Here is a 14263-nt window from a genome sequence, read left to right as displayed (position 1 = left end):
CCCGGGTCACTTGGCTTGCCAAGGCAGTGGGGTTCCATCTTGGCCCATTGCGCGTCTGTCAGTACCCATCGAATGCTCATCCGCTTATTGCACCATAGCCCTGATCTGTTGAATTTGATTCTCAACAGCCCCTAGGGCGTTTCTTGAGCCGCCATCGCCGTAGGCTTGTCCAATGTACTTGACCTCAAAACCAATGGCTTTGGACTTCGCGCTCAGTCGCGATTGCATTTCGACAGCATCCGGCCAGAATCTTTCGCCCTTTGAGTCCCGGAGAAAGTAGTCTTCGCCCTCACGCGACAAGGTAAGGTCGTCGGGTAACTCATATGAAATGGAATGGTGCTTTCCAAGAATCTGAAAGTGCAACACCAGAAGTCGCTCCTTCTGTTCAACCTGAACAAGGTCTATGCGCGGCGTATACCCAATCAGATAGATATGACATTTCTCTACGACGGGCTTTAACGACTCAAGCTGATCTTTTTCGTATATCCCCTCGGCGGGAATCGTGCAGTAGCTGGTTGCATACATGCCAATCGCATGTTCGACATCAAAGGCCGCTTGGCCAAATAGTTTGTCTTTAATGTTTTTCGATGGTTCTGTGCATTCGTTTGACATGGGTTGTGCAACCTTTGTGCGCATGTTGGGCCGTAGTAGCGTCTGACTTAGTGTGTCCGAAAACAGTGGGATGAGCTTGGCTGAACAGAATTGCTCGGATGTTGCCCCCACAGAACGGCTTGTTTCATGGGCCTCTATGTACAGGGCTGTTGAAACCTCCAAGTGTGAAGATTCTTTGAGATTTGGTGAGTGCACATCGGGCAGCTAGGGGGGCGGTCCGCACTGCGGCTTTCAGGTCAGACGCCGTCTCGGCGACTGGATCACGCGCTGGTTTAGCACTAGCACATGCTTCCACTGCTCCTCGCTCCTACCAATCCTCCTTCACCGCCATCACCGCATCCCTCCCCGCCGCCGCACGCCCTGCCAGCCACGCGGTGACCGTGCCCGACACCACCACCGCAGCACATAACCCCAGCAGCCTCCCCCCCGGCACCGCCAGATCCATCGTCCAGTGAAAACTCTGCGGGTTGACCACGTGCACCAGCACCACGGACACGGCCAGCCCCAACAGCATGCCCGCAGCGGCGCCCACGGCCGTCCACGCAGCGCCTTCGCCAGCCACCACGGTCAGGATCTGCCGCCGGGTGAGGCCCAGGTGGGCGAGCAGGCCGAACTCCTTGCGGCGGGCCAGCACCTGGGCGCTGAAGCTGGCGGCCACGCCGAACAGGCCGATGGCGATGGCGACGGCCTGGAGCCAGTAGGTGACGGCAAAGCTGCGGTCGAAGATGCGCAGCGAGCGGTCGCGGATGGCGCCGGAGGAGGCGAATTCGACCAGGGCTTCGCTGTGGTCGCCCGCGCTTGCCGTGCGGCCTGCGTGGGTGGCGGCCAGGGTGCGGATGGCGGTCTGCAGCGTGGCGGTGTCGGTGCCCTCACGGGGCCACAGGGCCAGGTCGCTGGTGCGGGCGTCGCCGGTCAGGCGCAGCCAGGCGGCGCGGTCCAGGGCCACGGCGCCGGACTGGCGGGCGTAGTCGCGCCACACGCCTGCTATGTAAAAGATAGCTGCTTGGGCATGTCCATCGCACGCAAACGGCTTAAAAGACTCTGAAAGTGCAGGCCATTCCATGCCGGGGCGCACGCCATACAGGTCCACCACCGCTTCGCTGATGTAGACACCGGTGCGGCCCGCAGGCACGCTGAGGGGCTCGCCCACCATAGGCAGGCTTTGGGCGGGGTTGTCGCCCAGGGGGCGGCTCAGCACGGCCAGGGCGGGCAGGGTGGGCGAGAGCTGCACGGGGCTGGCGCGCAGGGCTTGCACGCGTTCCACGCCGGGCAGCTGGGCCACGGCTTCGGCAAAACCGGCAGGCAGCAGGGCGGCCTCGGTGCCCGTGGTGCTGCTGGTGCTGAGGGCTGAGCGCACATACAGCGGCGAGGGCAGCACGGCGTCCAGCCACTGCGTGACCGAGCCGCGAAAGCTGGCCACCATCACCGTCAGCGCCACGGCCAGGCTGAGCGATGCGACCACGCCACCCACGGCAATGGCGGCGCTGCCGCGCATGCGGCGTGCGCGCTCCAGCGCCAGCAGGGGCAGCGTGTGGCGCGCGGCCAGCGGCTGGAGGGCTGCCAGCAGCCGCGCCATGCCCCAGGGCAGCAGCGCAATGCCGCCCACCAGCAAGAGGCCAATGGCCACATACGCCGCCAGCGGCACGCCGCCCACCGGGGGTGCCAGGGCCAGCAGGGCGCCGCCCGCCAGCAGCACCAGGCCCAGTGTGCCCCGGTCGGCCTGGCTGGCGGCGGTGCCCAGGCCCTTGAGCGTCTGCGCTGGGGGCAGCTGCTGTGCGGCGCGGGCGGGCCACCAGCCGCCCACCAGTGCGGCGGCCACGCCCAGCGCGCCATACACCAGCGCGGCGGGGGCGCTCCACTGCAGCGCGGGCCGCACGCCTGCAAAGTAGCCACCGCCCAGGTCGCCGCCCAGCAGCTGCAAGGCGGTGGCGGCCAGGGCGGTGCCCAGGGTGATTCCCAGCACGCTGCCCAGCAAGCCCAGCGCGGCCGATTCGGCCAGCACCAGCAGCAGGCGCTGGCGCGGCGTGGCGCCCAGCACGGCCAGCAGCGCAAACTGCGGCCCGCGCTGCGCCACGCTGAGCGCCAGCACCGAGAACACCAAAAAGGCCCCGGTGAACAGCGCCACCAGCGCCAGCACCGTGAGGTTGACGCGGTACGCGCGCGAGAGATTGCTGATGCGCTGGGTCGCATCGCCCGGCTGCGCAAACACCGCATTCACGGGCCAGCCGGGCTCGGCGTGCAGCGTGCGCTGCCAGGCGGCGGTGTCGGTGCCGGGCTGCAGTTGCAGGTCGATGCGCGTGAGTGCACCCTGGCGGCCAAACAGGTCTTGCGCGGCGCCAATGTCCATCACCGCCAGCGGCGCGCCACCGGCGGCCACGGTGCCTGCCACCTGCACCGGCACGCGCTGCTGCAGGCCGGTGATCAGCAGCACGGTGGGCGGCGGGCTGCCACGGTCTTTGTCGCCCTGGGGTCCACTGGTGGGCAGGCCCAGCGCTTGCAGCGCGGCGGTGTTGAGGAACACGGTGGCGGGGGCGAACAGCGCAAAGCGGTCGGCACCATCCCACGGGCGCGGCATGAGCGCGGGGGCCATGGGGGGCAGCAGCAGCGCGTCGGCGCCCAGCACGCGCAGCGGGGTGCGGGCGGGGTTGGGCGTGGCAGTGGCATCCACGGCCTGCGCCACGGCCGACAGCTCCAGCAGCGGGCTGGCGCGGGCCACCTGCGGGTCGGTGGCCAGGCGCTCGTACAGCGCCTCGGGCAGGGGGCCCTGCATGGCGCGCAGTTCCAGGTCGGGCTGGCCGTTGACGGCGCGCACGGCCTGCGAAAACTCGTCCAGCGCCGAGGCATTGATCACATGCACCGCAAACGCCAGCGCCACGCCCAGCATCACGGCCGCCACCGCTGCGGCGCTGCGCCAGGGGTGGTGGCGCAGGTCTTGCCAGGAGAAGGTGCGGAGCAGGGCGAGCATGGGTTGCATTGTGGCTGCAGGTGGGTGTGTGGCGCGGCACCGCTGGTGTGTGGGGCAGCCCAAGGCGGTGTTTGCAATGCGCGAGGCCGCCGACCCGTGCGGATGCGCATTCCAATCATTCCAAAGAACCGTTTGGGCTGAGCCCTGCGACGGACTCAGGACAGGTTGGTCGAAGCCTTGCGCTGCGTTTCGACGGGCTCAGCGTGAACGGTTTTCTATTTTTGAATGCTGGCCGGTGTCAACACCCAAGCGTGTGCATGCGCTGGTACTTCAGGGCATGGCCCGCGTCCCCACGGCCCGCTGCAGCATCGCCGGGCCGGTGAGCACGGCGCGCACAAAATCCGTCTGCCGCCCCACGCCCGCCTTGGTGGCGATGGTGCGGAACTGGCTGCGCACGGTGTGGATGGACACCGACTGCTGATCGGCATATTCCTGCAGCGACAAGCCATTGACCAGCGCCTGGGCCAGCCGGGCTTCGGCGGGCGTGAGTCCGTACAGGCTGCGCAGCACCCCTTCGAGCGACTGCAGCGCGCTGGCCGGGTTGCTGATGAAGATGGCGCCACAGGCATGGGCGCCAAAGGGCTCGGACCAGTGCGGCAGCGGCGCCACCATCACATGCAGCTCGCTGCCTGCCAGGCTGCGCAGCCGCATGCTGGTGCCCGCGTGCATGGGTGCGCCGGTGGGTGTGGCCACCACGGCCCGCATGGCGGCCTGCAGGCGCTGGTCGTCGGCATGCTGCGTGGCGTGCAGGCCGTCGCGTTCGTGGATGCACAGCAGCCCGCTGGACTGGGCCAGTGTGTGCGCGCGGCCGTTGGCGTGCAGCAGGCAGGCGCCTTCGCCCAGCAGCACCACGCCCATGGGCAGGCTCTCTATCACCGACAGCGATGCATGCGCGAGGGCCTCGGCGCGGTGCAGGCGCCGGTGCAGTGCAAACGCCGTCTGCAGGTGTGGCACCAGCGACTGCAGCCGCAGCTCCTCGTCGGCCGTGTAGGGGCCGCAGCGCTTGCTGCGCACGGCCGTGACGTTGAAGGAGCGGTGCCTGCGCTTTTCGACCACCGCCGCCAGTGTGTAGAACAGGTCGAGCGGACGAAGCCAGTCGCAGTGCCATTCGGTGCGCGGCAGATGTTTGTCCGGATAGAACTTGGACCCATTGACGATGCGGCCCTCGTGGTGCATGCGCTCGTCCTGCGTCCAGACATTGGTGCGGCAGTAGTGGGCCGCAAAGCTGGCCATGGAATCTTCGTCCACCCCATGGTGGGCGGCGAGCGAGGTCGTCCCACCCGTCACCTCCACCGACCCGTCGGAGAAATCCTGCCCAAAGATCATCGTGGTCTGCGACGAGAACTCGGCGGCGAAGCGCGCCAGGAACTCCTGCCACCGACTCGCGTCCAGGGCCGCGTCGTAGACGCTGCGGATCAGGCCTGGCATTCCGATGTCGTTGTGGGCGTAGGTCGGCAGCGTGGTCATGGGTCCTCGTTCCGGGGGGGGCGATCGGGCCGTGCAGTCTGCCAAATCATACGTTTGGGGGATGCCGAGGACAACACGAATGGATACAAAGGCGCATGTGCCGGGCGCCTGCGGCGAGCAAGGTGGGCCGGAGTGCAAGGCACAGGGTTCCTGGTGGGGCTGCCGCATCCGGGGTGCGCGGGGCAACCCGTGTACCCCGGCTGTTGTGCCGCTGCAGGCCTGGCGCGCGGCTTCAGTCGGTGGCGATGCCGTCTGCAGTGAGGCGCAGCACCCGGTCCGCCCGTGCCGCCGCCGCATCCGAATGCGTCACCAGCACCAGCGATGCGCCATGCTCGCGCGTCTGCGCCAGCAGCAGGTCCATCACGCGCGCGGCGGTGGTGGGGTCGAGGTTGCCGGTGGGTTCGTCGGCCAGCAGCAGGGCGGGGCGGTGCACCAGCGCACGGGCGATGGCCACGCGCTGCAGCTGGCCGCCGCTGAGCTGCTGGGGCAGGCGCGGGCCCAGGCCTTCGAGCCCTACGGCATCGAGCATGTGCTGCACGCGTTCGGGCTCGCTTTGCCCCAGCAGCATCAGCGGCAAGGCCACGTTTTGCGCCACGTCCAGGTGCGGCAGCACGTGGAAGGCCTGGAACACAAAACCCACATGGGCGCGCCGCCACAGTGCGCGGGCGGTGTCGTCCAGCTGGCCCAGGTCGGTGGTGCCATGGGTGATGCTGCCGGTGTCCCAGCTATCGAGGCCCGCCAGGCAGTTGAGCAGGGTGGACTTGCCCACGCCGGAATCGCCCACGATGGCCACAAACTCACCCGGCGCCACGCTGAAGTGCACGTTGGCAAACACCGGCGTGCTGCCGTAGTGTTTGCCCAGGCCGTCCACGCGCAGCAGGGTCATGATGGGGCGCGCTGCGCGAGCCGCTGCAGCACGGCCTGCACCAGTTGGGCCACGGCGTGGGGGTGGTCGCAGGCGATGGTGTGGCGCTGCGGCATGCTGCGCAGCCAGGTGATCTGGCGCTTGGCCAGCTGGCGCGTGGCGGCAATGCCGCGTTCACGCAGCAGGCCCATGTTGATGGGGCGGCCGGGCGCTTGCGCGGCGATGAAGTCCAGCTCGTCCCACACCTGGCGGTAACCCACGCAGCGCATGGCGGGCAGGTCGGGGTGCAGGTCGCCGCGTGCGCGCAGGGCCTTCACCTCGTCGATGAAGCCACCGGCCAGCATGGCGTCAAAACGCTGGGCAATGCGGTCGTGCAGCCAGGCGCGGTCGTCGGGTTCCAAGGAAAAAAGGGCGTTTCCGCGCTCTGGTAAAGCGTTGTTAGCTCCTTTTTTTGTAGTATGGAAGCTCGACAGCGGCTGGCCGGACACCTGCCACACCTCCAGCGCGCGCTGGATGCGCTGGCTGTCGCCGGGGGCCAGACGGGCCGCCGTGACCGGGTCCACGCGCGCCAGCTCGGCATGCATTGCGGGCCAGCCCTGCTCGGCGGCCTGGGCCTCGATCTTGGCGCGCACCTCGGGGTCGGCGGCGGGCATGTCGTCGATGCCGTCGAACAGCGCCTTGAAGTACAGCATGGTGCCGCCCACCAGCAGCGGCAGGGCGCCGCGTGCGCGGATCTCGGCGATGAGCCGGGTGGCGTCTTGCACAAACTCGGCGGCGCTGTAGGCCTGCAGCGGGTCGCGGATGTCGATGAGGTGGTGCGGGACAAAGGCGCGCTCGTCCGGCGTGGGCTTGGCGGTGCCAATGTCCATGCCCCGGTACACCAGGGCCGAATCCACGCTGACGATCTCGACCGGCTGGCCCTGCTTGCCCAGCACGGCGGCCAGCGCCAGGGCACCGGCGGTTTTGCCGGATGCGGTGGGGCCTGCCAGGGCGATCAGGGGCAGGTCGTTGTGGGGCTCAGGCGCGGTCACGGGCGGCTCCAAACTTCTGCACCAGCGTCCACGAAATGAGGGCCAGCACCACCGACCAGAACCAGATGCCGTTGACCAGCGGCCACACCGTGCCATCCAGCCGCTGGCCCAGCCAGCCGCCAATCGCAAAGGCCGCCAGCATCATCATGAAACCGTTGAGGGCCGACGCCACGCCCGCCGCTTGCGGAAACGGCCCCACGGCGCCACTTTGCCCGCAGGGCTGGTGGATGCCATGGCCCAGCATGAACAGGTAAAACGGCAGTAGCAAGGCCCAGGGGTGGTGCCAGCCCATCCAGGCCACCAGCGCCATCAGCGTGCCGCCTGCCACGCTCAGCCCCCCGGCAATGGCCACCGTGCGCTGCAGGCCGTGGCGGGCCAGCAGGCGGCGGCACAAAAAGGTGCCGCCCAGGTAGGCCGCGCAGGCCGAGGCCATGGTCCAGCCAAACTGCGTGCGCGAGAGGCCCAGCACGTCGATATAGACAAACGACGACGCCGCCAGAAACGTGAACAGCCCGCCGTAGGTGGCGGTGGTCTGCAGCGAAAACGCCCAGAAGGTGGGGCTCTTCAGCACATGCATCCAGGTGCCCGCCAGTGCGCGCGGCTGCAGGGCCTGCGGGTTGCGCTGTGCCAGTGTTTCGGGCATGCGCAGGGCCACCAGGGCCAGGGTGACGAGCGCGTACACCGTCAAGGCAGACAGCGCCGCGCGCCAGCCCAGCCATTCGCTCAGCAGCCCGCCCAGCGGCGCGCAGATGCAGGCCACGATGCCCAGGCCGGTGAGCGCCTTGGACATGGCGCGTGCGCCCTCCAGCGGCGTATACAGGTCGCGCACGATGGCGCGCGCGCACATCACCACCGCGCCCATGGCCGCGCCCTGGGCAATGCGCCACACGATGAGCAGCGCCATGCTGGGCGCCAGAGCGCTGCCCACCGAGGCCACGGTGTAGATGCTCAGCCCCGCCAGCAGCACGGGGCGGCGGCCAAACCGGTCGGACAGCGGGCCCCACACCATCTGCGAGCAGCCAAACGCCAGCAGCAGGCCGCTCAGGGTGAGCTGCGCCGCCGACAGCGGTGCGCCCAGGCTGCGGGTGAGCGCGGGCAGGGCGGGCAGGTACAGGTCGGTGGTGACGGGCTGGATGGACAGCAGCAGGGCCAGCACCAGAATGGCCAGGCCGGGATGGATCGAGACAGGAGCGGGGGCCGCAGGCAGGGCGGTGGCGGAGGGGGCAGACATATCTGTCTGAGGGTACCAGATGGGGCGTGGGCGCCGTGCCGCGCGGGGCTTGTGAGCGGTGGTGAGAACTGGTGTGTGACCTGCGTCGCGCGGGTGACAGGGGGCAGGCCCGGCGGCGCAGCACCATGCTGGTGCGGCTGGCCGGGCCCAGGCAGCCGCACAACAACACACAACACAACACAACAACCAGGAGACATCCCATGCACAAGATCACCACCCCCCGGGCGCCCCAGGGCTGGCGCCCCGCCGTGGCCACCCGGCTGCGCGGCGCGTTGGCGCTGGCCGCCCTGGGCACCGCCCTGGCCGCCCAGGCCCAGGCCCCGGCACTGCCCGCGCCCGAGAGCGTGACACTGGACAAGCTGGGCTACATGACCACCTTCCCGCCCGAGGGCGCGCAGCGGGTGGATTTGAGCAATTCCTTCAAATACCCGCAGATGCGCTGGGCGCTGCAGCACCTGCGCGAGCTGCAGCCCACGCACAACATCCGCCGGGGCGGGGCGGCCGCATCAGCCTTGCCTGCAGACCCCAAACCCCTGGGCAGCGTGGTGTTTGACGACGACAAGGGCCAGCCCATCACGGTGGACCAGTGGCTCACCCGCACCTACACCGATGCGCTGGTGGTGATGCACAAGGGCCGCGTGGTGTACGAGCGCTACGACAACCAGATGAAGCCGTACACGCCGCACCTGCTGTTCTCGGTCACCAAGTCGTTCACCGGCCTGATGGCGGCGCAGCTGGCGCACGAGGGCAAGATTGACCCCAACGCGCTGGTGACCAAGTACGTGCCCGAGCTGGCCGACTCGGCCTGGGGCGACATGAAGGTGCGCGAGGTGATGGACATGACGGGGGCCGTGCGCTTCCGCGAGGTCTACACCGACCCCACCACCGAAATTTTTGGCTACAGCTGGTCCAGCGGCATGCTGCCGCGCCCGCCGGGCTACCAGGGGCCGACCAATGTGTATGACTTCCTCAAGACGCTCAAGAAGGAAGGCGAACACGGCGCAGGTTTTGTGTACCGCACCGTGCATTCCGAGGTGCTGGGCTGGATCGTTTCGCGCGCCACGGGCAAACACTGGGCCGAGCTGATGAGCGACAACGTCTGGCAGAAGCTGGGCATGGAGGAAGACGCCCACGTGATGGTGGACAGCGTGGGCACACCGCTGCAGGGCGCGGGGCTCAACGCCACGGCGCGCGACCTGGCGCGGTTTGGCGAAATGCTGCGCCTGGGCGGCAGCTACAACGGCCAGAAGATTTTTGATAAGGCCGTGATCGACGACACCGCCAAGGGCGGCGACCGCGAGAAGTTCAAGATGGGCGGCATGGCGTTTCGCCCCGGCTACAGCTACCGCAACCAGTGGTGGGTGCTGCACAACGCCGACGGCGCCTGGGAGGCCGCAGGCATCCACGGCCAGTTCATCCACGTGAACCCTGCCGCTGAGATGGTGGTGATCAAGCTCTCGTCGCACCCGGTGGCGGGCGCGGCCTTTACCCATCCGCTCACGCTCAAGGCCTGGGCGGCACTGGCGCAGGCGGTGCGGCGCTGAGGTTTCTGCGTTGAGGTGACAGCGCCTGGGCTTTGGCCTCGGCGCTTACTTCAGCTTGAACAGCGCCACCATCGCCTCGCGGTACAGGCCCTGGCCCACGGCGTTGGTGTTGTGGTGCGAGCCACCCTCCACCAGCACAAACCGCTTGGGCTCTGCCGCCGCCTCGTACAGCTTGCGGCCCAGGCTGGGCCGGATCAGGCTGTCCTCGCTGCCATGCACCACCAGCAGGGGCGAGCCGATTTCCGCCACCTTGCGCACGGATTCAAACCGCTGCGTGATCAGCCCCGACACCGGCAGCCAGCCCCACTTGAAGGTGCTGACCACCTCAGGAATGCTGGTAAAGGTGCCTTCGACGATGGTGCCCTGCTCATCCTGCACCTGGCGCGCCAGGTCGATGGCAATCGCGCCGCCGAGCGAGTGGCCAAAGATGTAGCGGGGCTTGCTCGGCTTGTGCTGCGCCAGCCAGGCCCAGGCGGCGCGGGCGTCCTCGGCGGCCGAGGCCTCGGACGGCAGGCCCGCGCTGCTGCGGCCAAACCCCCGGTAGTCGATGGCCAGCACCGAAAAACCCAGCTCCTGCATGCGCCGGATGCGGTTGGACGAGCCCGCCACGTTCCAGCGCGCGCCGTGCAGGTAGAGCAGCACGGGCGCATCCTTGCGCTCGTGGGGCAGCCACAGGCCGTGCAGGCGCTCGGCCTTGCCACTGGTGTCGGACTGGAAGTCGATCCACACATCCTCCATGCCTTCGGTGGAGGGGGCGCCGCCCCAGCTGCGGTCACTGGGCTGGAAGATCCACTCGCGCTGCTTGGCGTCGAGGGTGGCGCAGCCCGCCAGGACGGCAATGGCCAGCGCCAGGGAAATCAGGGCAGGGGTGCGTTTCATGAAGAGGACAGAGCGGTGCGATGCCGGAAAGTTCTGTCCTCCATGCACGCTCTGTGCCCATTGTGCTGAGAACGTTGCCCAATGGGGGGCAACCTCCTGCCTTTTCTCCTCTTTTGCGGGGGATTTTGGGGCTAGCCTAGACCACGCCCTGCGCCAGCATCGCGTCGGCCACCTTCACAAAGCCCGCGATATTGGCGCCGTCCACATAGCTCACGCGGCCATCGGCGTGTTTGCCATAGCGCAGGCAGGCCGCGTGGATGCCCTGCATGATCTGCAGCAGGCGGGCATCGACCTCTTCGCGCGGCCAGGCCAGGCGGGCGGCGTTCTGGCTCATCTCCAGGCCCGAGGTGGCCACGCCCCCTGCGTTGCTGGCCTTGCCGGGCGCATACAGCACGCCAGCGGCTTCAAAGACCTTGGCGGCCTCGATGGTCGAGGGCATGTTGGCCCCCTCGGCCACGCAGACCACACCGTTTTTGATCAGGGTGGCGGCGTCGCGCGCGTCCAGCTCGTTCTGGGTGGCGCAGGGCAGGGCCACGTCCACCGGCACATGCCAGGGGCGCACACCGGCCTCAAACTTCACACCGGTGCGCTCGGCGTAGTCGCTCACGCGGCCGTAGTGGTGGTTCTTCACGTCCATCAGGATGGCGAGCTTCTCGGGCGTGAAGCCGTCCTCGTCCACGATGGTGCCGCTCGAATCCGACACGGTGATCACCTTGGCGCCCAGCTGCAGGGCCTTTTCCACCGCGTACTGCGCCACATTGCCCGAGCCCGACACCGACACGCGCAGGCCGTCCAGCGAGCGGCCGTTGGCGCGCAGCATCTCTTGCGCAAAGTACACCGTGCCATAGCCCGTGGCCTCGGGGCGGATCAGCGAGCCGCCAAACGACAGCCCTTTGCCGGTGAACACGCAGTCCGCCCGGTTGGAGAGCTTCTTCATCATGCCCGCCATGAAGCCCACCTCGCGGCCGCCCACGCCGATGTCGCCTGCGGGCACATCGGTGTCGGCGCCCACATGGCGGAACAGCTCGGACACAAAGGCCTGGCAAAAGCGCATCACTTCACCGGGGCTGCGGCCCTTGGGGTCGAAGTCGCTGCCACCTTTGCCGCCGCCCATGGGCAGCGTGGTCAGCGCGTTCTTGAAGGTCTGCTCGAACGCCAGAAACTTCAGCACCGACAGGTTCACCGACGGGTGGAAGCGGATGCCGCCCTTGAACGGGCCAATCGCCATGCTGTGCTGGATGCGGTAGCCCCGGTTGACCTGCACCGTGCCGTGGTCGTCCACCCACGACACGCGGAACATCACGATGCGCTCGGGCTCCACCAGCCGCTCCAGCAGCCCATGCTCGGCATAGCGGGGGTGCTCGGCAATGAACGGCCACAGGCTCTCCATGACTTCGGTGACGGCCTGCAGGAATTCGGGCTGACCCGGATTGCGGAGGGCGACATGGGAAAGGAAGCTGCCTGCGGACGCGTGTTTCATTGGTGGAAGACCTTCGGTATCAAAAAAGCAGGCAATGGCGCGCTGCAACATCGAATTATGTTCAAAAGTTATACGCTTATGCAGATGTCTCTGCACAATGGTGGGGAATGTGGCGGGTGACTTGCCACATGTTGGTGCATCTGGTGGCGGTGCAAAAAACCGTCACCGGTTGGCAAAAAGGGCGTCACGGCCTTGTCACAAGGCGGGCCCACAGTTCGGCGGTTCTAAACACAACGAGGAGAAGAGCATGCACATTTCTGGTGCGAAGTGGGGAGTTCTGGCCCTGGCGGCCATGCTGGCAGCCTGCGGTGGCAACGACGACAGCCCCTACCCCACATTGAAGGGCGACAAGCCCCTGGTGATTGGCCACCGTGGTGCCAGCGGCTACCTGCCCGAGCACACGCTGGAGAGCTACAAGCGCGCCGTCGAGCTGGGTGCCGACTTCATCGAGCCCGACCTGGTGGCCACCAAGGACGGCGTGCTGATCGCCCGCCACGAGCCCAACATCACCGGCACCACCGATGTGTCCACCCGTGCTGAATTTGCCAACCGCAAGACCAAGAAGATGGTGGACGGCGTGGAAGAAGAAGGCTGGTTCGCCTCGGACTTCACCCTGGCCGAAATCAAGACCCTGCGCGCCATTCAGCCCATGGCCGAGCGCGACCAGTCGCACAACGGCAAGTACCAGATCCCCACGCTGCAGGAAGTGCTGGACCTGGCCAAGAGCGAAGGCACCAAGGCCGGCCGCACGGTGGGCGTGTACCCCGAAACCAAGCACCCCACTTACCACGTCAACCTGGGCCTGAAGCTGGAAGACCGCCTGCTGGACGTGCTGGCCCAGTACGGCTACACCAGCAAGACCTCGCCCGTCATCGTGCAGTCGTTCGAGGTGTCCAACCTCAAATACCTGCGCACCAAGACGCAGATCCGCCTGGTGCAGCTGGTGGACGCAGACGATGTGAATCCGGATGGCACCATGTCGCTGGTCGCCCCCTACGACAAGCCCTACGACTTTGCCGTGGCCGGTGATAAGCGCACCTTCGCCAGCCTGCTCACCCCCGCAGGCCTCAAGGAAGTCAAGACCTACGCTGACGGCATTGGCCCCTGGAAGCCGTACCTGATCCCCTCCAAGCAGGTGGACGCCAACAAGGACGGCAAGCCCGACGACTTGAACAGCGACGGCAAGATCGACGACCGCGACCGCGTGATGATGCCCCCCACCGACGTGGTGAAAAACGCCCACGCCGAAGGCCTGATGGTGCACCCCTACACCTTCCGCAGCGAAGCCCGGCGCCTGGCATCGGACTTCAAGGGCGACCCCAAGGCTGAGTACAAGCTGTTCTACAACCTGGGTGTGGATGGCGTGTTCAGCGACTTCCCGGATACGGCCAAGGCGGCACGGGATAACTGATGAGCAGGTAGCTGGCTAGTTCAATCACAACTGAACCACTAATAAAAAAGCGCCGCAAGGCGCTTTTTTACGTATCTACGGCTCATTTGTTCAAATCAATAGAACCTCTTGGAGAACTTCTCGATATACCCGACCACCAGCTTTCTCTCTCGGTCGTCCTTGATGCTTGGTAAAAGTCTCTCCAAAAATATCTCTCCTTCCGTCTTTTTGTTAAATCCATACAATAGGCCAGCGTACTCGATTTTTCTCATTGGTGAGGGATTTTTGGAATCAACGTACGATAGCCAAAGATTCAATGTGGCATCCATAGATTCGAATGTGCTGACGTATTTTTTGAAGTTTTCAAGAAGGTCAATCGAAATTTGGTCTACAAAAGACTGTCCATCAACTTCATTTGAAATTTCCCACCAGTCGTCTGTTTGCGAACTAGTTGGGGAGAATTTATAAAACCGAAATTGAATGTCCGGTTGGTTTCTTTGCCAATAATTTTCAGGATTTCTGTTTATCCAGTCAAGTGCATCAATGAAAATATTTAATTCGATGGTGAATCTAATTTTTTCTTTTGTTGTTGCAACGCTCTTTTTTATATTCACGCAGGCCGTGCCAACTGCGCATTTTCGGACAAATTTCGTTCGTCCTTTTTTTGAAAAATTTAAGGCATGAATTTTTTCAAAAATGAAGATGCACAGCTCGTCAAATACTGCCTGAGGGGATTTCATTAGCTTCTCGCTGGCATGTTTGGGCAAATTGTCATCGGCCAATCACCTATCCTCAGAAT

General features: G+C 65.9%; 11 protein-coding genes. 2 read left to right on the top strand and 9 right to left on the bottom strand.

What is annotated here, in order from left to right; translation table 11 throughout:
• Positions 1-84: 84 nt before the first annotated feature.
• The 6 genes from A1D30_RS18110 to A1D30_RS18085 form a co-directional block, all read right to left on the bottom strand.
• Positions 85-636 carry a hypothetical protein gene (locus A1D30_RS18110; RefSeq protein WP_157891342.1) on the bottom strand — a complete coding sequence of 184 codons (552 nt, stop codon included), beginning with the start codon at positions 634-636 and terminating at the stop codon, positions 85-87.
• Between the two features lie 283 nt (positions 637-919).
• On the bottom strand, positions 920-3586 hold the full coding sequence (locus A1D30_RS18105; RefSeq protein WP_063462115.1) for an FtsX-like permease family protein: 2667 nt from the start codon (positions 3584-3586) through the stop codon (positions 920-922).
• A 261-nt stretch (positions 3587-3847) separates the two neighbouring features.
• On the bottom strand, positions 3848-5044 hold the full coding sequence (locus A1D30_RS18100) for a helix-turn-helix transcriptional regulator (protein ID WP_063462114.1): 1197 nt from the start codon (positions 5042-5044) through the stop codon (positions 3848-3850).
• 232 nt (positions 5045-5276) lie between these two features.
• Complete coding sequence (locus tag A1D30_RS18095; RefSeq protein ID WP_063462113.1) at positions 5277-5930, bottom strand: ABC transporter ATP-binding protein; 654 nt, start codon at positions 5928-5930, stop codon at positions 5277-5279.
• A complete protein-coding gene (gene miaA, locus A1D30_RS18090; RefSeq protein WP_063462112.1) occupies positions 5927-6940 on the bottom strand; it encodes a tRNA (adenosine(37)-N6)-dimethylallyltransferase MiaA in 1014 nt (337 codons plus the stop codon). The genes A1D30_RS18095 and miaA overlap by 4 nt, the downstream gene beginning before the upstream one ends.
• Complete coding sequence (locus A1D30_RS18085) at positions 6927-8171, bottom strand: multidrug effflux MFS transporter (RefSeq protein WP_063462111.1); 1245 nt, start codon at positions 8169-8171, stop codon at positions 6927-6929. The genes miaA and A1D30_RS18085 overlap by 14 nt, the downstream gene beginning before the upstream one ends.
• A gap of 200 nt (positions 8172-8371) precedes the next feature.
• On the opposite strand from A1D30_RS18085, the gene A1D30_RS18080 reads away from it, so the two are divergent.
• On the top strand, positions 8372-9715 hold the full coding sequence (locus A1D30_RS18080) for a serine hydrolase (protein ID WP_063462110.1): 1344 nt from the start codon (positions 8372-8374) through the stop codon (positions 9713-9715).
• A 45-nt stretch (positions 9716-9760) separates the two neighbouring features.
• On the opposite strand, the gene A1D30_RS18075 is transcribed toward A1D30_RS18080, so the two are convergent.
• Both A1D30_RS18075 and gdhA read right to left on the bottom strand, forming a co-directional pair.
• The gene (locus A1D30_RS18075; protein ID WP_063462109.1) at positions 9761-10594 is read right to left on the bottom strand and encodes an alpha/beta fold hydrolase; all 834 of its coding nucleotides are present in this window, start codon (positions 10592-10594) and stop codon (positions 9761-9763) included.
• A 136-nt stretch (positions 10595-10730) separates the two neighbouring features.
• Positions 10731-12074 (bottom strand): NADP-specific glutamate dehydrogenase, encoded by a 1344-nt coding sequence (gene gdhA / locus A1D30_RS18070; protein WP_063462108.1) that lies wholly within the window; start codon positions 12072-12074, stop codon positions 10731-10733.
• A gap of 247 nt (positions 12075-12321) precedes the next feature.
• On the opposite strand from gdhA, the gene A1D30_RS18065 reads away from it, so the two are divergent.
• Complete coding sequence (locus A1D30_RS18065; RefSeq protein ID WP_063462107.1) at positions 12322-13485, top strand: glycerophosphodiester phosphodiesterase; 1164 nt, start codon at positions 12322-12324, stop codon at positions 13483-13485.
• A gap of 95 nt (positions 13486-13580) precedes the next feature.
• Here the strand turns inward: A1D30_RS18065 and A1D30_RS24870 are convergent, their stop codons facing one another.
• On the bottom strand, positions 13581-14246 hold the full coding sequence (locus A1D30_RS24870) for a DUF4304 domain-containing protein (protein WP_131798483.1): 666 nt from the start codon (positions 14244-14246) through the stop codon (positions 13581-13583).
• Between the last annotated feature and the right edge of the window lie 17 nt (positions 14247-14263).

The organism is Acidovorax sp. GW101-3H11, from assembly GCF_001633105.1.
Lineage (GTDB): Bacteria > Pseudomonadota > Gammaproteobacteria > Burkholderiales > Burkholderiaceae_C > Acidovorax.
This window is presented reverse-complemented; position numbering and strand designations above follow the sequence as displayed.

Coding starts and splice junctions, on each gene's coding strand:
- A1D30_RS18110 (WP_157891342.1), bottom strand. CDS start 636: ATGCGCACAAAGGTTGCACAACCCATGTCAAACGAATGCACAGAACCA.
- A1D30_RS18105 (WP_063462115.1), bottom strand. CDS start 3,586: ATGCAACCCATGCTCGCCCTGCTCCGCACCTTCTCCTGGCAAGACCTG.
- A1D30_RS18100 (WP_063462114.1), bottom strand. CDS start 5,044: ATGACCACGCTGCCGACCTACGCCCACAACGACATCGGAATGCCAGGC.
- A1D30_RS18095 (WP_063462113.1), bottom strand. CDS start 5,930: ATGACCCTGCTGCGCGTGGACGGCCTGGGCAAACACTACGGCAGCACG.
- A1D30_RS18085 (WP_063462111.1), bottom strand. CDS start 8,171: ATGTCTGCCCCCTCCGCCACCGCCCTGCCTGCGGCCCCCGCTCCTGTC.
- A1D30_RS18080 (WP_063462110.1), top strand. CDS start 8,372: ATGCACAAGATCACCACCCCCCGGGCGCCCCAGGGCTGGCGCCCCGCC.
- A1D30_RS18075 (WP_063462109.1), bottom strand. CDS start 10,594: ATGAAACGCACCCCTGCCCTGATTTCCCTGGCGCTGGCCATTGCCGTC.
- gdhA (WP_063462108.1), bottom strand. CDS start 12,074: ATGAAACACGCGTCCGCAGGCAGCTTCCTTTCCCATGTCGCCCTCCGC.
- A1D30_RS18065 (WP_063462107.1), top strand. CDS start 12,322: ATGCACATTTCTGGTGCGAAGTGGGGAGTTCTGGCCCTGGCGGCCATG.